Origin of the sequence: Candidatus Allofournierella excrementavium, from assembly GCF_048526665.1 — a bacterium.
GTDB lineage: Bacteria > Bacillota > Clostridia > Oscillospirales > Ruminococcaceae > Allofournierella_A > Allofournierella_A excrementavium.
This window is the reverse complement of the sequence record NZ_DBGFPE010000014.1, coordinates 42,457-59,558: the sequence shown is the minus strand read 5'-3', so window position 1 is coordinate 59,558 and position 17,102 is coordinate 42,457. Positions and strand designations below refer to the sequence as shown.

General features: G+C 63.5%; 14 protein-coding genes. 1 reads left to right on the top strand and 13 read right to left on the bottom strand.

Features of this window, described 5'->3' with window-relative positions; translation table 11 throughout:
- Entirely contained in the window at positions 1–954 is a 954-nt protein-coding gene (locus tag ACMI1Q_RS04055; RefSeq protein WP_419502897.1) for an RluA family pseudouridine synthase, read from the top strand.
- A 23-nt stretch (positions 955–977) separates the two neighbouring features.
- On the opposite strand, the gene ACMI1Q_RS04050 is transcribed toward ACMI1Q_RS04055, so the two are convergent.
- The 13 genes from ACMI1Q_RS04050 to ACMI1Q_RS03990 form a co-directional block, all read right to left on the bottom strand.
- Positions 978–1,577 carry a toprim domain-containing protein gene (locus tag ACMI1Q_RS04050; protein WP_419502896.1) on the bottom strand — a complete coding sequence of 200 codons (600 nt, stop codon included), beginning with the start codon at positions 1,575–1,577 and terminating at the stop codon, positions 978–980.
- A complete protein-coding gene (gene holA, locus ACMI1Q_RS04045; protein ID WP_419502895.1) occupies positions 1,574–2,608 on the bottom strand; it encodes a DNA polymerase III subunit delta in 1,035 nt (344 codons plus the stop codon). The genes ACMI1Q_RS04050 and holA overlap by 4 nt, the downstream gene beginning before the upstream one ends.
- The gene (locus ACMI1Q_RS04040; protein ID WP_419502894.1) at positions 2,580–4,523 is read right to left on the bottom strand and encodes a ComEC/Rec2 family competence protein; all 1,944 of its coding nucleotides are present in this window, start codon (positions 4,521–4,523) and stop codon (positions 2,580–2,582) included. The genes holA and ACMI1Q_RS04040 overlap by 29 nt, the downstream gene beginning before the upstream one ends.
- A 158-nt stretch (positions 4,524–4,681) precedes the next feature.
- A complete protein-coding gene (locus tag ACMI1Q_RS04035; RefSeq protein ID WP_177521301.1) occupies positions 4,682–5,224 on the bottom strand; it encodes a phosphoribosyltransferase family protein in 543 nt (180 codons plus the stop codon).
- A 46-nt stretch (positions 5,225–5,270) separates the two neighbouring features.
- Positions 5,271–5,612 carry a histidine triad nucleotide-binding protein gene (locus ACMI1Q_RS04030; protein WP_177521302.1) on the bottom strand — a complete coding sequence of 114 codons (342 nt, stop codon included), beginning with the start codon at positions 5,610–5,612 and terminating at the stop codon, positions 5,271–5,273.
- A gap of 71 nt (positions 5,613–5,683) precedes the next feature.
- Positions 5,684–8,353, bottom strand: coding sequence for an alanine--tRNA ligase (gene alaS / locus ACMI1Q_RS04025; RefSeq protein ID WP_419502893.1), 2,670 nt, complete (start codon positions 8,351–8,353; stop codon positions 5,684–5,686).
- Positions 8,354–8,661: 308 nt separating this feature from the next.
- Positions 8,662–10,335, bottom strand: a complete 1,674-nt coding sequence (locus tag ACMI1Q_RS04020) for a peptidoglycan D,D-transpeptidase FtsI family protein (RefSeq protein WP_419502892.1) — start codon at positions 10,333–10,335, stop codon at positions 8,662–8,664.
- Between the two features lie 170 nt (positions 10,336–10,505).
- The gene (gene groL, locus ACMI1Q_RS04015; protein WP_419502891.1) at positions 10,506–12,137 is read right to left on the bottom strand and encodes a chaperonin GroEL; all 1,632 of its coding nucleotides are present in this window, start codon (positions 12,135–12,137) and stop codon (positions 10,506–10,508) included.
- Between the two features lie 39 nt (positions 12,138–12,176).
- Positions 12,177–12,464 carry a co-chaperone GroES gene (locus tag ACMI1Q_RS04010; protein WP_177521251.1) on the bottom strand — a complete coding sequence of 96 codons (288 nt, stop codon included), beginning with the start codon at positions 12,462–12,464 and terminating at the stop codon, positions 12,177–12,179.
- Between the two features lie 252 nt (positions 12,465–12,716).
- Positions 12,717–13,640 carry a diacylglycerol/lipid kinase family protein gene (locus ACMI1Q_RS04005; RefSeq protein ID WP_330057148.1) on the bottom strand — a complete coding sequence of 308 codons (924 nt, stop codon included), beginning with the start codon at positions 13,638–13,640 and terminating at the stop codon, positions 12,717–12,719.
- A gap of 36 nt (positions 13,641–13,676) precedes the next feature.
- Entirely contained in the window at positions 13,677–14,942 is a 1,266-nt protein-coding gene (locus ACMI1Q_RS04000) for an aminopeptidase P N-terminal domain-containing protein (protein WP_419502890.1), read from the bottom strand.
- A gap of 123 nt (positions 14,943–15,065) precedes the next feature.
- Positions 15,066–16,442 (bottom strand): sensor histidine kinase, encoded by a 1,377-nt coding sequence (locus ACMI1Q_RS03995; RefSeq protein WP_419502889.1) that lies wholly within the window; start codon positions 16,440–16,442, stop codon positions 15,066–15,068.
- Complete coding sequence (locus ACMI1Q_RS03990) at positions 16,427–17,092, bottom strand: response regulator transcription factor (protein WP_330057154.1); 666 nt, start codon at positions 17,090–17,092, stop codon at positions 16,427–16,429. Before ACMI1Q_RS03990 ends, ACMI1Q_RS03995 begins: the two co-directional genes overlap by 16 nt.
- Positions 17,093–17,102 lie beyond the last annotated feature (10 nt).

The window sequence follows — 17,102 nt, the reverse complement described above, 5'->3', positions numbered from 1 at the left end:
ATGGAAGTGCTGCGCGTAAACTGCCTTTTGCCCACCCGGCTGGACAAATACCTGATGCAGCAGTACCCGGTGCTGACGCCGGGCCGCCTGAACAAGGCCTTGCGGGAAAACAAAATTAAGCTGAACGGCAAAAAGCAGCCCCTCTCCACCCGTGTGCAGGCGGGCGACGAGATAAAGCTGTTTCTTTTGCCCGACCAGCTGAACGCTGCGCTGCCCGTGGAAGGCCCGGCTTTCTTGCGGGCGAAGTACCCCGCCAAAGTTGTATATGAGAATGACCAGCTGCTCATCGCCGACAAACCCGCTGGCCTGCCGGTGAACGACGAAAGCGACCCGGACACTCTCATCCACCGGGTGCAGCTGTATCTCTATAAAAAGGGCGAATACCGCCCCGGCGAGGGCTTTGCCCCGGCGCTGTGCCACCGGCTGGACACCGGCACCAGCGGCCTTGTGCTGGTGGCCAAGACCGCCCAGGCGCTGGCAGATTTGACCGAGCTCATCCGGGCACGGCGACTGAAAAAGGAGTATCTCTGCGTCACCTTCGGGCGGCCGGAGCCCCCTGCCGCCACATTGACGGGCTGGCTGAAGAAGGATGCGGCAAAGGGCCGGGTCACCGTGGTGGACCGCCCGGCGGCGGACGCAGTGCCCATCGAGACCCGCTACGAAACAATGGCCGTCAGCGGGCGGTTGGCCCTTCTGCGGGTGGAACTCATCACCGGGCGCACCCACCAGATACGCGCCCATTTGGCCAGCATCGGCTGCCCCATCCTGGGGGACGGAAAGTATGGTCAGAACGCCGTGAACCGGCAGCTGCACTTCAAGTATCAGGCGCTGTGTGCCTGGCGGCTCACCTTCCCGGCGGACTGCCCTTCCTCCCTCGCTTCTGTGAACGGAAAATGCTTTACGCTTGAAAAGCCCTGGTACTGCCGCCAGCTGCTGGACGGCGAACTGAAATAAAAGAACGGACCGCGGCGCGGGCATCAGCCCCGCTGCGGTCCGTTTTGTATTTCGTCGATCTCTTCCCAGGTATAAAGGCTGTTCAGCACATCGCACAGCGCCTTTTTGGAAAGCCGCGGCGGCAGGCCCAGGTGCTTCAAAAAGGCGTAGCGCTCTTCCCTGCTGCCGGCGGTGCCGGAAAGGCCCCAGGCGTAAAGGTCGCCGTAGGTGATGACGCGTCCCGCGCGGCGGGCGGTCTCCTGCCCTCCCGCGGACAAAACCGCCTGCCGAAGCGCCTGCACGTCAAAGCCCTCCACGCCCAGCAGGCCCTCTTTGCCGGGAGCGGCTTTGCGTTTTTCCTTGCCTTCCACTGCGGGCACATAGGCGTGGCGCACATGTTCCGCCCCCACAAGGTCCGCCACAAAGCGACGGATGCGAAAGCCCGCCGCGTCCGGGTCGGTCAGGACAATGACGCCCCGCTGACGGCCCAACTCTTTCAGAAGGCTCTGGGTCTCCTTGTCCTTGAAGATGCCAAAGCCGTCGGTGGTCAGGATGAGCGCATCCACTGCGTTGGTGAGGGCTGCCGCGTCGTAGCGGCCTTCCACCACCAGCACCTGACGGATACGCGGCCTTTCGCCCGTCATCGGCGGCCTCCCGCCGCCGCAAGGCGGCACAGCGCTGTTTGCAGCAGCACGTCCGGGGCGGTGGGCGAACCACCCTTCAAATCGCCGTCCAGTTCGGCCAGCACTTCCAGGCAGGCGGCCAGCTGAGCCAGGGTGTAGCTGGACGCGTTCCTGCCGCTGATCTGAAGGCGGGTGGGCTTGCCGGTGTAGCCAAAATCCTTGCAGACCCGGTTGTAGTCCAGCTTTTGGGCCTGGGCCGCCTTGACGCGGTACATATCCACAAAGCTGCTGGCAAGCGCGGCGGTGATGGCGATGGGGTCAGTTTTGAGGCGCAGCAGCACCTCCAGCATTTCGCAGGCGCGGGCGGCGTTGCGGGAGGTCACACAGCGCACCATGTCGAACACATCCGCCTCCAGGTTGCGGGTGCCCATCTCCACCACCAGCGCGGGGGTGATCTCGGTGTAGCCGCTGGCGGCGGCCAGCTTGTCCACCTCGTTTTCCAGCAGGAACATGTCCTGGCCGCACCGCTCCAGCATGGCGGCTGCGGCGTTTTCTGACAGTTCGGTGCCCTGTTCCCGGGCGCGCTGGCGCAAAAGCGCCCGCAGCTGCTGCGGGCCGGGGTGGACCATCTGCGCCGCATAGCCTTCCTTTTCGCAAAGGGCGATGAGCTTTTTGGCCTGTTTGCCGATCTTGAGCTGGCCGCGTTCCTCGATGAACACGCTGAACATCACAAACGTGGCGTTCTCTGTGCTGGCCAGCACGTCGCACACCTCTTCCAGGTCCTTTTCACCGTAGGAAGCGGGCTGCAGGTTTGGCATCGAAACGATGCGCCGTGTGCCGAAAAAGGAGATGGTGCCCGCGGCCATCACCATCTCTTCCACGCTGGGGGCGGGGCCGTCCAGCACGGTGACTTCCCCGTCGGTGGCGGCGGCCAGTTCCGCCAGGGTCTTTTCGGCGGCGGTGCGGGCCAGGAAGGAATCGGAGGAATAGAAATAGTAGGCAGAAGCGCCTTTTTCCAGCGCCTCACGCCACTGCGTTTTGTTGTAAAGCATAGCTTCCTCCTTTCAGCGCCACCGCCCGGCCCGGGCGTATCAGCACCCGCGCGCCGCGGGGCGCAAAGTACACATCGCTGCCCTGCAGAGCCTGCCATTCGTAGGCAGCGCAGACGATCAGCGTCTCAGCCTGCAGGCTGGAAGGTTCCGTGCTTCCGGTCACGGCAAGGTCAGCCTTTACCGGCGTGCCGGTATTCGCCGTCCCGGCGGGCACGGCGATTTTGTATCCGTCCACATCCAGCAGCGCCAGACTGCCGCCGCGCAGGCGGATGACTGTTGCCATTATATCACAAACCGAGAGGGTTTGGGGTTCATTCACCGCAAAATCCTCCACCGAAAGAGTATGTACCGCATCGGGCGCGGCGGAGGATGCGTCAGTGCGCAGGTCTATCACCCATTCTGCTTGGTCGATGCCTTTGCTTTGAAGATATTCCTGCACCTGCCCGGCGTTGGTCTCGCCGCCGCGGAACACCACGAGAGCGTGCCCGTCCTGCACGGCGGCAACACAGGGGCTGGCCGCACTGCCAAGGACTGCCAGCTCCACCGTCCCCTGTTCCAGCACCAGTGCCCAGACGACGCCCAAAGCCACCAGCGGAAGTGCGGTCAGCCATGCAAACCGCCTGAACCCCAATCTCCAAGCGCAAAGCACGGCGCACGCCGATGCGGCAAGCACGATGAGGGAATAGTCCCGGGGCAGCGGCAGCCGGGCCAGAGGCAGCCCCGCGCAGAACGCGGCCACGGCGTTGAGCAGTTTTGCCAAAAGCCCGCCCACCAGCGAAAAGGACCGCGCGGCGAACTCCAGCCCGGGAATGAAGCCGCACCCACCGGCCAGCATGCCGAACACCACGCAATATCCCGCAAGGGGCAGGGACAGCAGGTTGGAGAGCACGGTCACGCCGCTCACCGACAGACCGCCCATCAACTGTACCGGCAGGGTGAAGAGCGCCGCGAACACCGTGGGCAGCAAAAGAGAGAGCGCTCCTTCCTTCAACCGGCAAAGCGGCGGCCTTATGTCGTCCGGCTGCTTTGCCTGCATCATTTTCAGCGCTTCGCCCCCAAGCACCACGCCGAGGGCAGCGGCAAAAGACAGCTGAAACGCCAAATCGCACACGGCATAAGGCCCTTGAAAGCTGATGAGAACAGCCGCAAGGGCCATGGAGGTGAGCGGATCGGCGGAAAGCAGGAACAGACTGCCCAGATGCAGGATCAGCGCGCCGATGCCTGCCCTGAGCACCGAGGGCGAAAAGCCGGTGAGCCCCATCATGAACAGAACGAGCAGAATGGCCGCCGCTGACCTCAGCCGCCGGAAGCGGCCGGTGTGGGTCGCAAACACGCCGCACACAAGACTCAGGTGCAGACCTGACACCACCAGCAGATGGGAAATGCCCGCATCCCGGTAGCCATCGGTGATTTTGTCGGGCAGACGGCTTTTGTCGCCGCTGGCCATGGCCGCAAGCACCGCCCCTTCATTGGCCGGCAGATAGCGGGCAACATTCGAGGCGAACTGCGCCTGGAAGCGGCTCAAGGTATACCGGAAACTATTGCTCTCCCCCACAAGTTCAGGGCTTTCCCGGTATTCCGCCTGCAGATACACCCCGTCCGCCAGACTGGAATAGAAATATTCGTCCTTTTCCAGTGACTCAAGATCAAGGGACACGCGGAACTGCTGCCCTTCCCGGCAACCGGGAAAGACCGGCAACGAAACAAGAACGTGCGGCAGGCGTTCTCCTGTTTCGCTGTTTTCCAGCAGTTTGAGCCGGACCCGCATCGTATTCTCGGCAAAGCCGGGTTCCGCGCTCACCACTTCGGCCAAAACATCCATTTGGCGGCCTGCGAGGGAAAACGCCGGCCGGGCATGAAGTGTAAAGCCAGCGCACTGTACAATAAATCCTGCCAGGATCGCCAGCGGCAGCACACGGGCAAGGCCGCGCTTTCCCCTTGCCCAGGCAATGATGCCGCCGCAAACAAAAACTGCCGCAAGCGGCAGAAAAGCCGCCGGCGGCAGAGTGACAGCAGCCAGCTGAGTGAGAACATATACACCGCCAAAGGCGGCTGCCGGGCGCCGCATGACGATCAGTGCGGGAACAGGGGCAGTTTTTCCAGATACACGATGTCCGTCCTGTCGGCGGCATCACCCTCCGCGAGAACGGCGGCACGGGCAACAACAGTGCCGGTGCTGCGGGCCACAAGGCCTTCCAGCGCATGCAGAGAGCCGCCGGTGCTGATCACGTCGTCCACAATGAGCACCCGTTTGCCGTTCATGGCATCCAGGTCCTTGCGGTCGATGACCAGCTTCTGCTTGCCGTTGGTGGTGATGGATTCATCTTCCACGATCACCGGCTCGCTCATGTAAAGCTTTTCGGCTTTGCGGGCAGGAATGTACAGCTTGCCGCTCTGACGGCTCATCTCATAAGCCAGGGGGATGCCCTTGGCTTCAGCGGTGACGATCACATCGAATTCCGGGCAGCGCTTGAGCAGTTCCTCGGCGCAGGCCACGGTGAGCTCCACGTCGCTGAACATGATGAACGCGGCGATGTCCAGGTGCTCGTTGATGGCGCAGATGGGCAGCTCGCGGGTGAGCCCGGCCACATGCAGCGTATAAGTTTTTTCAGACATTCAAGATCCCTCCTGTATCACATTTGAAGAGGCGAAACACATTTTGTCAGCCCGGAGGCCAGGCGAGGCTGCGCTTTGCCAGCACGTGGAAGTGCAGATGGCGCACGCTCTGACCGCCGTCCTCCCCCACGTTGGTGACCACGCGGTAGCCCTTTTCGCACCCAAGCTCATCGCACAGGCGGGCGATGGTGGCGAACACATGGGCCAGCAGAGCGCCGTCCTCCTCCCCCAGCTTTGCGGCGGAGTCGATGTGGGTCTTGGGGATCACCAAAAAGTGGACCGGGGCCTGGGGGTCGATGTCGTAAAACGCCAGGATCTTATCGTCCTCAAACAGCTTGTTCGAGGGGATCTGACCTGCCGCGATCTTGCAGAACAGACAATCGTCCATCGGTGGGTTCCTCCTTTCCAAGGGTCGGTGCGCCAGACCCTTTGCCCGGCGCACCGCTTTGCAAAAACTTTTTAAGCCTGCAGGATGCCCGCAACGATGCCGGGCACAGCGTTCAGGGCTTCGTCGATCTTGGTGGCGTCCTTCAAACCGGCCATGGCAAGGTCCGGCTTGCCGCCGCCGTTGCCGCCGGCGATGGCCGCGATCTGCTTGACCAGAACGCCCGCCTTGAGGCCGGCATCCTGCGCGCCCTTGCCGCAGCAGACCACCAGCGAGATCTTGCCGTCGGTGCTGCCCACCAGCGCGCTGACCACGTTGGGAGCCTTGTCGCGGATCTTCTCGCACATGCCGCGCAGCGCCTCGGGGGCGGTGCCGGAGAGATAAGCGGTGACGATGTGGATGCCGTTGACCTCGGCGGCGTTCTCAAACAGGCCGTCGATCTTGCTGGCGGCCACTTCGGCCTTGACCTGCTCCAGTTCTTTGGTCAGGCTCTTGACCTCCGCAGCCATGCCCTCGGCGCGCAGGGGCAGGTCTTTCAGGTTGTTCACCTTCAGGCTGCCGGCCACCTTGTGCAGCATCTCGGTGCGCTCGTCCAGCAGGCGCAGCACGCCGAAGCCGGTGGTGCCCTCGATGCGGCGCACGCCGGCGGCCACGCTGGACTCGCTGAGGATCTTGAAGCAGCCCAGCTGAGCGGTGTTGCTCACGTGGGTGCCGCCGCAGAACTCGGTGGACCAGCCGTTGATGTCCACCACGCGCACGATCTCGCCGTACTTCTCGCCAAACAGGGCCATGGCGCCCATCTTCTTGGCCTCAGCCAGGGGCATGTTCTGCACGGTGACGTCCAGCGCCTCAAAAATCTTCTGGTTGACGATGTGCTCCACCAGCGCCAGCTCCTCGGGAGTCACCGCGCTGAAATGGGTGAAGTCGAAGCGCACCCGCTCGTCGTCCTCATAGGAACCGGCCTGATGCACATGGCTGCCCAGCACCTCGCGCAGCGCCTTCTGCAGCAGATGGGCGCTGGTGTGGTTGCGGGCGATGGCGCGCCGGCGGCCCTTGGACACGCTGGCGGTGGCGGTCTCGCCCACGATGGCGGTGCCCTCGGTCAGGGTGCAGGTGTGGACGAAGTAGCCCTTCGGGGTCTTCTTGACAGCCTTGACCTCCAGGCGTGCGCCGGAGGCGGTGACGATGGTGCCGGTGTCCGCCACCTGACCGCCGCTCTCGGCATAGAAGGGGGTGCGGTCCAGAACCACCAGCACGCCTTCCTTGGCGCCGTCGTCGGTGGAAACAGCCTCCAGCAGCTCCTCGCCGTCTGAGAGGGCCAGCACGGTGCCCTTGTCCTCCAGCACGTCATAGCCGGTGAACACGGTGGGCTCGGCGTTCAGCTCGCCGAACAGGTCGGCGCTCCAGCCGGAAATGTCGCGGGAGAGGCGGTCCTGACGGGCCTTCTCCTTCTGCTTTTTCATCTCCGCCTGGAAGTTCTCCTCGTCCACGGTGATGCCCGCCTCAGCGGCGATCTCACGGGTGAGGTCCAGGGGGAAGCCGAAGGTGTCGTTCAGCTTGAAAGCGTCGATGCCGGAGAGGATCTTCTCCTTGCCGGAAAGCGCCGCCTTGGTGATGTTGTCGATCAGGCCGTTCAGGATGTTCAGGCCCTGGTCGATGGTCTTGTAGAAGCGCTCTTCCTCGGTGCCGATGACCTTCTTGATGTAGTCGGCGTGCTCCTCCAGCTCGGGATAGCCGGCCTTGTTCTCATGGATGACGGTGTCCACCAGCTCGGTGAGGAAGGGGCGGTCGATGCCCAGCATCCGGCCGTGGCGGGCGGCGCGGCGCAGCAGGCGGCGCAGCACGTAGCCGCGGCCCTCGTTGGAGGGCAGGATGCCGTCGCTGACCATGAAGGTGGTGGAGCGGATGTGGTCGGTGATGACGCGGATGGAGATGTCGGTCTTCTCGTCCTGGCCGTAGATGTGGCCGCTGATGCGCTCCACATGGTTCAGGATGGCGCGCACGGTGTCCACCTCGAAGAGGTTGCCCACGTTCTGCATCACGCAGGCCAGACGCTCCAGGCCCATGCCGGTGTCGATGTTGGGCTTCTCCAGCCGGGTGTAGGTGCCCTTGCCGTCGGAGTCGAACTGGCTGAACACCAGGTTCCAGACCTCCATGTAGCGGTCGCAGTCGCAGCCCACCTTACAGTCAGGCTTGCCGCAGCCGTGCTCGGGGCCGCGGTCGAAGTAAATTTCGCTGCAGGGGCCGCAGGGGCCGGAGCCGTGCTCCCAGAAGTTGTCCTCCTTGCCGAAGCGGACCATGTGGTCCTCGGGGATGCCCACCTGCTTGGTCCAGATGTCCCAGGCCTCGTCGTCGTCCTCATAGACAGAGATGTACAGCAGGTCGGCGGGGATCTCCAGCACCTTGGTCAAAAATTCCCAGGCCCAGCTGATGGCCTCAGTCTTGAAGTAATCCTGGAAGCTGAAGTTGCCCAGCATCTCAAAGTAGGTGCCGTGGCGGGCGGTGATGCCCACGCGCTCGATGTCCGGGGTGCGGATGCACTTCTGGCAGGTGGTCACCCGGTGACGGGGCGGCTCCTCCTGGCCCAGGAACCATTTTTTCATGGGGGCCATGCCGCTGTTGATGAGCAGCAGACTGTTGTCATTCTTGGGCACCAGCGGGAAGCTGCCCAGCCGCAGGTGGCCCTTGCTCTCGAAGAAGGAGAGATATTTCTCTCGCAGTTCATTCAGACCGGTCCATTGCATCGTTCAAATCTCCTCTTGTTTGATGGATTTAGGCGGCACGGCCCAAAAAAACAGCCTTCGTCCCCCTTTGCAGGGACGAAGGCTGAAAATGCTCCGTGGTACCACCCAGATTGCGGCCCGAAAGGACCGCCGCTTTTGCGCCCGTTAACGCCGTGCCTACGCCCGGTTCATCACCGGGGGCTCAAGGGTGGCTGCAGCGCGCTTTTGGCAGAGACCTTTCACCAGCCGGTCCCCTCTCTGCATGCCCCGCACGCTGTTGGCCCTATCACAGCCATTTTATTATTTTTTACGTTGCAATTATACCGCCCTCAAGCGCCGTTGTCAACACTGTTTTCGGCCTGGGAAGCCGCCTCGTCAGCGGTTTTGAGCCCGGTGTAGCCGCCCGGGTCCAGCCAGTAAAGCGCCTCGCAAACCTGAGCGAATATCTCCCCGCAGCTCACGGCAGGCTCGGGGGTGCCGTCCTGCATGACCACGATGGTGTACTGGGGGGCCTCCGCGGGCCAGAAGCCGGCGAACCAATAGTTCATCAGCTCCTCCCCCGCCTCATTGTAGGTGCCGGTCTGGGCGGTGCCTGTTTTGCCTGCCGCGCTGCCAAGGAGCGGCTGGGCATCCTTGCCCAGGCCCCGCTCCACCACGCTGGCCAGCATTTCCTGCAGAAGGACGGCATTCTCCTCTGACATCACCCGGCGGCTCTCGGGTGCGTAGAGGGACTGGACCGTTTCGCCGCTGTCCTCGTCGATCACCGCCTCCAGAAAGCTGGGGGTGCGCCAGACGCCCTTTGCCGCGATGGCATTGAAAGCGCCCGCCACCTGCACCGGCGTGGCCAGCAATTCGCCCTGGCCGAAGCTGACGCCGGCCAGCTGGCCCAGGTCCTGCAGGCGCTGGGCGTTTGGCAGATTGCCCGCGGCGCTTTGCAGGCCGCCCGCCAGATACACAGCGTCCCCAAAGCCGAAGTCCTCCGCGGCCTGGCTCACCGCTTCGCCGCCCAGCTTGAGGCCCAGCTCGATGAAAAAGCAGTTGCAGCTTTTTTCCAAAGCGCTGGTCAGGTTCATCTGCCCGTGGGCGCGGCTGAGGGCGCAGCGGTAGACGTGCCCGTTCAGGTCCACCGAGCCTTCGCAGTCATAGGTGTACCAGTCCCAGGTCTTTTCCAGTGCGGCGGCCGCCAGCACCGGCTTGAACACCGAGCCCACATTGTATTGGCAGAGCACCCGGTTGAGCAGCGACGTGTCCTGGGCTTCGATGCTCTTCTCCACGGCGCGGGGGTCGAACTCCGGCAGGCTGACGCTGGCCCGCACCCGGGCAGAGTCCACCTCCAGCACCAGCACGCAGCCCTGGGTCATGTTTTTCTGGGCCACCCCTTCGCAGGCGCGCTGGATGGTCTCGTCCAGGGTGAGCATCACCCCCGTGGACTGGCCCTGTTGGGTGATGAGCTGCGGCTCACTGCCGCCAACAAGGTCTCCCTGGGCGGTGGTGACGCACTGGACGCTTTCCAGCGTGCGCTGGCTGCCCAGCACCTCTTCAAAAGCGAGTTCCAGTCCGCTGACCCCTTCCCCCTCGCCGTTCACATACCCCACCAGATGGGGCGCCACGGCCACCGGGAAATAGCGGCTGGGCACCGCGTAGGTGTAGATGCCCAGGGAGGAGAGATCCTGGTCCACCTGCACCAGAAAGGGTTCGTGGGAATTGCGCCGGCTGTAAAGCAGCGACTGCTGGGCATAGGGCACGTGGTCGAACAGCTGGGCATAGCTGCTCTCGCCGGGGATGGACAGGGCGTAATACTCCACCCCGTAGGCCGTGAGATTGCGGCCCTTACAGTCGTAGAGGTCACCCCGGGAGTAATCCAGCGGCAGGGTGGTGACCGTCTGGGCCTGGGCGGTGTCGGCAAAATCCTGATTGCGGGCCAGCAGGAACAGCCGGCCCATCACCACAGCGAAGGCGGTAAGAAACGCCCCGAACAGGGCAACGATGCGCCGTGTCGTCAAAAAGCAGCGCCTCCTTTGCGTCCAGCCGCCGCGGTGTGCGGCGTGCCTTTGAAAGCAGTATGGGCCCGGATGCAAAAGCTCAAACAGCGCGCTTGTGCAATAGAAAAACCCGGGCCCGCCTGGAATTCCAGGCGGGCCCGGGTAATGCTTGCTGATTTGGGGAGCGGTGCTTAGTACATGCCGCCCATGCCCATGTCGCCTGCGGGGGCGGCGGGAGCGGGCTGCTCCGGCTCGTCGGCCACGAGGCTCTCGGTGGTCAGCACCATGCTGGCCACGCTGGCGGCGTTCTCCAGGGCGGAACGGGTCACCTTGGTGGGATCCACGATGCCGGCCTCGATCATGTCGCAGTAGACTTCGTTCTGGGCATCAAAGCCGTAGTTCATCTTGCCAGCGCTGAGGATCTTGTCAATGATGACGCTGCCCTCCAGACCGGCGTTCTTGGCGATCTGGCGCAGGGGAGCCTCCAGAGCCTTCAGCACGATCTTGGCGCCGGTGCGCTCGTCGCCCTCCAGGCTCTCGCAGACCTTGCTGACCGCGGGAACGGCGTTGATGGGGGCGGTGCCGCCGCCGGCCACGATGCCCTCTTCCACGGCAGCCTTGGTGGCGTTCAGAGCGTCCTCGATGCGCAGCTTCTTGTCCTTCATCTCAACTTCGGTGGCAGCACCGACCTTGATGACGGCCACGCCGCCGGCCAGCTTGGCCAGACGCTCCTGCAGCTTCTCCTTGTCGAAATCGCTGGTGGAGACTTCCATCTGAGCGCGGATCTGAGCCACGCGGTCCTTGATGGCGTTCTTGTCGCCGCTGCCGTCCACGATGGTGGTGGTCTCCTTGGTGACCTTCACCTGACGGGCGCGGCCCAGCATGTCCACGGTGGCGTCCTTCAGCTCATAGCCCAGCTCCTCGCTAATGACCTGGCCGCCGGTGAGGATGGCGATGTCCTGCAGCATCTCCTTGCGGCGGTCGCCAAAGCCGGGAGCCTTGACAGCCACGCAGGTGAAGGTACCGCGCAGACGGTTGACGATCAGGGTGGACAGAGCCTCGCCCTCGATGTCCTCAGCGATGATGACCAGCTTCTTGCCGCTCTGGACGATCTGCTCCAGCAGGGGCAGCAGGTCCTGAATGACGCTGATCTTCTTGTCGGTGATCAGGATGTAGGCGTCGTCGATGACAGCCTCCATCTTCTCGGTGTCGGTGACCATGTAGGGGGTGATGTAGCCGCGGTCGAACTGCATGCCTTCCACGACCTCGGAGTAGGTCTCGGCGGTCTTGCTCTCCTCGATGGTGATGACGCCGTCGGCGCTCACCTTCTCCATGGCCTCGGCGATCAGCTCACCCACGGTGGCGTCGCCGGCGGACACGGTGGCCACGCGGGCGATGTCCTTGGAGCCGTTGACCTTCTGGCTGTTGGCGGCAAACGCCTCCACAGCGGCCTTCACGGCCTTCTGCATGCCGCGCTTCACGTCCATGGGGTTGGCGCCGGCGGCAACGTTCTTCATGCCCTCGCTCACCAGAGCCTGGGCCAGCACGGTGGCGGTGGTGGTGCCATCGCCCGCAGCGTCGTTGGTCTTGGTGGCAACTTCGCGCACCAGCTGCGCGCCCATGTTCTCAAAGGCGTCCTTCAGCTCGATCTCCTTGGCGATGGTCACGCCGTCGTTGGTGATGACGGGGCTGCCGAACTTCTTGCCCAGCACCACGTTGCGGCCTTTGGGGCCCAGGGTGATCTTGACGGTATCCGCCAGGGTGTCAATGCCGGCGCTCAGGGCCTTGCGGGCCGCTTCACCATGCAGGATCTGTTTAGCCATAATGCTCTATCTCCTTTTTATCTGGTTTCAAAAGAAAGCTTATTCTTCGACGATGGCAAGAATGTCGCTCTGACGCACGATGGTGCATTCCTCGCCGTCCACCTTGACTTCGGTGCCGGAGTACTTGCTGGTGAGGACCTTGTCGCCCACCTTGACGAGCATCTCCACTTCCTTGCCGTCCACCATGCCGCCGGGGCCGACAGCCAGCACAACGGCGACCTGGGGCTTCTCTTTGGCGGAACCCGCCAGAATGATGCCGCTCTTGGTGGTTTCTTCGGCTTCCACGGTCTTGATCACAACGCGGTCAGCCAAGGGTTTGATCTGCATAAGAATGCCTCCTGTTCGAACTATAAAATAAATTGCATTGTCGCGATTTGTTTAGCACTCTTTGCTCCCGAGTGCTAATATATATTTTATCCACTTGCCTTCCAAAAATCAAGAGGGTAAATTAAAAAATTTTTGTGAACAGTTTCCCATAGCTTCTCCCCCGCCGCGGCGCGGTGTTTCAGGGCAAAAAGCAGAGCCGCCCCCGTATTGGGAGCGGCCCTGTGCGCCCGGCGCCGGGCCGGGCGGAACATGTCAGTTTTTGGCAGGCAGAAGGATGCGAGCGTCAAGGGGGCAGACATGGGCCGACAGACCCATGCGCTCCTCACATTCGCCGTCCTCGGTGACGACGATGGGCCGCCCGTCCAGCACTTCCACCTCCACCCGGCGCACCCGGCGGAACAGCGCTATGTTCTGGTAGGGCGGCGTGACCTGTCCGTTTTGGATATGCGCCCCTTTTTTGTAGCCGCCGATGACCCGCGCAACGGCGACGCGGCCTATTTTCCGAATGAGAACAAGATCCAGCAGGCCGTCCTGCATATCCGCCTCAGGCGCGGCCACATAGCCGCCGCCGTAGGCCCTGCCGTTGCAGATGGCCAGCATCAGGAAGTCGCCGGTGATGACCTCGTCGTCCGCCTGCACCCGCAGGTGATGGCCCAGCGGGCCGCAGATGGACTGCACGATGGAAAGGTTATAGGCCATCGTGCCGCCGCAGAAGGGCAGCCGGCGGAACTTGGGGATGCCGTAGGCCACCTGGGCGTCCAGCCCGGCGGAACAGATGGTGGTGGCGATGCCCTTTTCGGTCTGTATCAAGTCGATGTTCACGGCGGGGCCGCGCATCATGCGCTCAAGGTCGAGGAACGGCTCTCTGCCGCCGAAGTTGCGCACAAAATCGTTGCCGCTGCCGCAGGGGATGCAGCCCACCGCCGCATTGGCGCGGCCCCGGACGCCCCGAAGCACCTCGTTGAAGGTGCCGTCGCCTCCGCAGGCATACAGCCGCACCTCCTCCCCCGCTTCGGCCTGTTCGGCGGCCAGTTCCACAGCATGGCCGGGGTATTCGGTGAGCAGTATCTCATAGTCCGCGCCAAGCTTTTTTGCCGCGTCGATGATCTGCGGCACCAGCGTGCCGCTGGCGTCTGCCTTGCCGGAAACGGGGTTGACGATGAACACATGCCGCATTTTCAGCGCCCCTTATCTCACAGTATTTTCGGCCCGTCAGGGCATGGCGCAGGCTTTGCCGTTCGCCTGCATAAAGGCTTCTATCTCCTCCACCGTTTTGGGGATGGAGGCCGTCAGCACCTCGCAGCCGTCGCGGGTCACAAGAAGGGTATCCTCAATGCGTATCCCCAGCTGCAGTTCGTCAAAGTAGAGCCCCGGCTCCAGAGTGAACATCATGTTCTCCTCCAGGGGCGCGTCGTCGTTGCCCACATCGTGGGTGTAAAGGCCGATGTAGTGCCCGGAGCCGTGGAAATAGTATTTGGAAATCTCCTCCGGGCGTTCTATCATGCCAAGGCGCACCAGCTCCCGGGCCATCACGTCCTTGCTGATGCCGGCAAGCTCGTTCTTCGGCTGGCCGGGGCGGGCGGCGGCGATGGCGGCCTCCAGGCCCTTGAGCACCACGTTGTACAGCGCCTTCTGCTGTTCGGTGAACCTGCCGTTCACAGGGTAGGTGCGGCTCACGTCCGCCGCGTAATAGCCGCACTCCGCGCCCAGGTCGAACAAGATCATCTCGCCGTCCTGCATCTGGCGGTCGTTGGCAGTGTAGTGCATCACACAGGCGTTGGCGCCGCTGGCCGCGATGGTGGCAAAGGCATGGCCGGCGTTGGCCTTTTTGAGCACGAAGTCAAAATACGCCTGCGCCTCGTATTCATACATGCCCGGCCGCAGGTGGGCCAGCATGCACTTTACGCCTTCGGCGGTCACATCGCAGGCCCTGCGATGGAACGCGATCTCCTCATCGGTCTTGACCTGCCGGATGAGTGCCAGGTCATTGAAGGTGTTGCGGATGGGGATGTCCGGGTATTTCATGCGTATCTCCGCCGCGAACTTCTGCGCCTGGGTCAGGTGGTCCTCACCGCTCCAGTTGGCCATGTCCACATAGACGCATTTGATGCTTCCCGGCCATCCGAAGAGGGTCACCTCGTCGCGGAAGCAGTCCAGATACTCCACGCACTCGATGCCCGTCTGGGCCTGCACGCTCTCTTTGGTGCTGAACACGCCCAGCCAGCGCTTCATGCGCTCGTCCGTGCGCCGGATGTACAGCACTTCCTGCACCCGGCCGCCGCGCTTGGTCATTTTCAGCACCGCTTTCGGCTCGTCGAACCCGGTGAGATAATAAAAGTTCGCATACGGGGTGAAGGGGTGGAATTCATCCCCTTTGTCCGGCAGCTCGTTTTCGGCAAAGACAAAGGCGACGGAATCATCCTCCATCAATTCGGCATACAGCCTGCGGCGGGATGCGTGGAACTCCTTGCTGACCATGCGGTTTTCCTCCCTTGCGGTCTTTATGGGCTTATTTTACCATAGATGCCCGCGCATTCCAACACAAAAACGGCCCCGCCCCCTCCCTTTGCGGGAGCGGCTGGGCCGTTTGAGCCATGTGTTTCAGCCGAGGGGCAGGAGAAGTTCCGCCCTGCCGCCGCGGCCGGTGTTGGAAAGGCGCAGTTCCCCGCCGCAGCTGCGGGCGGCCCGGGCGGCGAAATAAAGGCCGAGCCCCAGGTGGCCGCTTTGGGGGCGGCTGGCGTCGCTGGTGAAAAAGGGCTGGTCGCCTTTGGCCAGCGCCTCGGCGGAAAAGCCGGGGCCGGAATCCTCCACCGCGACGGAAAGGCACCCGTCGGCGGCATGGAGCGTCAGGGATATTTCGCCTCCGTGGGGCGTGTAGCGCACCGCGTTGTCCAGCAGATTGCCCACCGCCCGGTCAAGGCTGACGCGGTGCACCGTCACGCTGCCCGCAGGCACATCTCCGCACCGAAAGGCGATCTGCTTTGCGGCGCAAAGGCCACGGCCGGCGCTCTGCCAACCTTCCGCCAGCTGCCGTATCTCCACCGCTTCATTCGCCCCTTCGCTCTCCGTCCCGGAGGCGGTCATCGTCCGCAGCTGCGCCACGTAGTCTTCCAGCCGCTGCGAACCCCGGAGGATGGCCTCGACATTCTGCCGCTGGGCGGCGGTGAGCGCGTCCTCCGCCAGAAGTTCCGCATTGCCGCTGACGATGCTGAGAGGCGTTTTCAGGTCATGGGTCAGGGCGGCCAGTTCCAGGCTTCGCTGCTGTTCCATGGCCCACTGCTCTTTCAGCGATTCGGCAAGGCTGGCACGCAGGGTCTCCATCGCCTGCAGGGTCTCGTCGAACTCCCGCACGCGGGCGTGGGCGGCGAAGGGCAGGTCCAGCCGCCGGTCGGTGATGGTGCGGGCCGCATCGGTGAGCAAGGCGGCGTCCCGCCGAAGAAGACCCGCGAAATGGCGGGTTGCCGCCGCCCCCGCGACGAGCCAGGCTGCCACAAGAAGCAGGGAGGCGCAGGTCTGGAACTCCGGCATGCGCCGCTGGAGTCCCGCCGTGCCGTAGGGCATGGAATAGTCATATTGGAGAACGCAGTCGGTCCCGTCGGGCAGGCGCGCCACCTTGTGATACTGGGCATAAAAAACGCCTTTGGGCGAAAGGTCGCCCGTCAGGGCCTGCCGGGCGTATTCCAGGCGGCGCTCGCTCATCGGCCCGGAGCGCAGCAGTTCCCCGCCTTCGTCAAAAACGGCCCAGCGGTAATAATGCGGAAGCTGCTCCGGGGCAAGGGAACCGTTTTCCAGCGCAGGCACGACCACTTCCAGGCCGTTTGCGGCGGTGGAGGCCGGGTAGACAAAACCACAGCGCATGAGCCAGGTCAACGCCCCCCACCAAAGAACGGCAAGAAGGACCATCACTGTGCCTGTGGTGAGCAGATACCGCCAGAACAGGGCCGCAAGGCCGGGGCGGCGCTTCATTCGCTTTTCCATTTGTAGCCCACTCCCCACACGGTCTCGATCGGGTCTGCCTGTGCCGCCCGCAGCTTGGCCCGGATGTTTTTGATGTGCTCGGTCACGGCGGCGGCATCCGCGGTGCCGTCGAACCCAAAGGCGGCCTCATAAAGCTGCTCTTTGGAAAAGGTCTGCCCCGGATGCATGGCCAGATGCTCGCAGATGGCATACTCGCTTTTGGTGAGCCGCAGAGGCTGCCCCTGCCACAGCACCGCCCGCTGGCGCAGGTCAAAGTCCAGCCCGCCCCGGCGCAGAAGGCTGTGGGGCGGGCGCTGCTGCCTGCGCAGATGGGCCGCCACCCGCGCCCGCAGTTCCGCGATGCGGAAGGGCTTTGTCAGATAGTCGTCCCCGCCCACACCCAGACCGGTGAGCACGTCTGCCTCCTGCGTTTTTGCGGTGAGGAACAGGATGGGGCAGTCCGCCAGATCGCGGATGCGGCGGCAGAGGGCAAAGCCGTCCTCGCCGGGCATCATCACATCCAGCAGGATGCAGTCCGCCCAGCGGCAGGCCGCCTCGTCCACCCGCCGCCCGTCCCGGCAGGCCGAGACCTGATGGCCATCCCGCTCCAGGGCGGTCTTGAGCAGGGCGCACAGGTCCCCGTCATCATCCACTACCAGGATGTGTGCCATTTGCCGTCAC

Bases quoted from the DNA above. Each gene is read 5' to 3' on its own strand.
- ACMI1Q_RS04055 (WP_419502897.1), top strand. From the start codon at position 1: ATGGAAGTGCTGCGCGTAAACTGCCTTTTGCCCACCCGGCTGGACAAA.
- ACMI1Q_RS04050 (WP_419502896.1), bottom strand. From the start codon at position 1,577: ATGACGGGCGAAAGGCCGCGTATCCGTCAGGTGCTGGTGGTGGAAGGC.
- holA (WP_419502895.1), bottom strand. From the start codon at position 2,608: ATGCTTTACAACAAAACGCAGTGGCGTGAGGCGCTGGAAAAAGGCGCT.
- ACMI1Q_RS04035 (WP_177521301.1), bottom strand. From the start codon at position 5,224: ATGTCTGAAAAAACTTATACGCTGCATGTGGCCGGGCTCACCCGCGAG.
- ACMI1Q_RS04030 (WP_177521302.1), bottom strand. From the start codon at position 5,612: ATGGACGATTGTCTGTTCTGCAAGATCGCGGCAGGTCAGATCCCCTCG.
- alaS (WP_419502893.1), bottom strand. From the start codon at position 8,353: ATGCAATGGACCGGTCTGAATGAACTGCGAGAGAAATATCTCTCCTTC.
- groL (WP_419502891.1), bottom strand. From the start codon at position 12,137: ATGGCTAAACAGATCCTGCATGGTGAAGCGGCCCGCAAGGCCCTGAGC.
- ACMI1Q_RS04010 (WP_177521251.1), bottom strand. From the start codon at position 12,464: ATGCAGATCAAACCCTTGGCTGACCGCGTTGTGATCAAGACCGTGGAA.
- ACMI1Q_RS04005 (WP_330057148.1), bottom strand. From the start codon at position 13,640: ATGCGGCATGTGTTCATCGTCAACCCCGTTTCCGGCAAGGCAGACGCC.
- ACMI1Q_RS04000 (WP_419502890.1), bottom strand. From the start codon at position 14,942: ATGGTCAGCAAGGAGTTCCACGCATCCCGCCGCAGGCTGTATGCCGAA.
- ACMI1Q_RS03995 (WP_419502889.1), bottom strand. From the start codon at position 16,442: ATGGAAAAGCGAATGAAGCGCCGCCCCGGCCTTGCGGCCCTGTTCTGG.
- ACMI1Q_RS03990 (WP_330057154.1), bottom strand. From the start codon at position 17,092: ATGGCACACATCCTGGTAGTGGATGATGACGGGGACCTGTGCGCCCTG.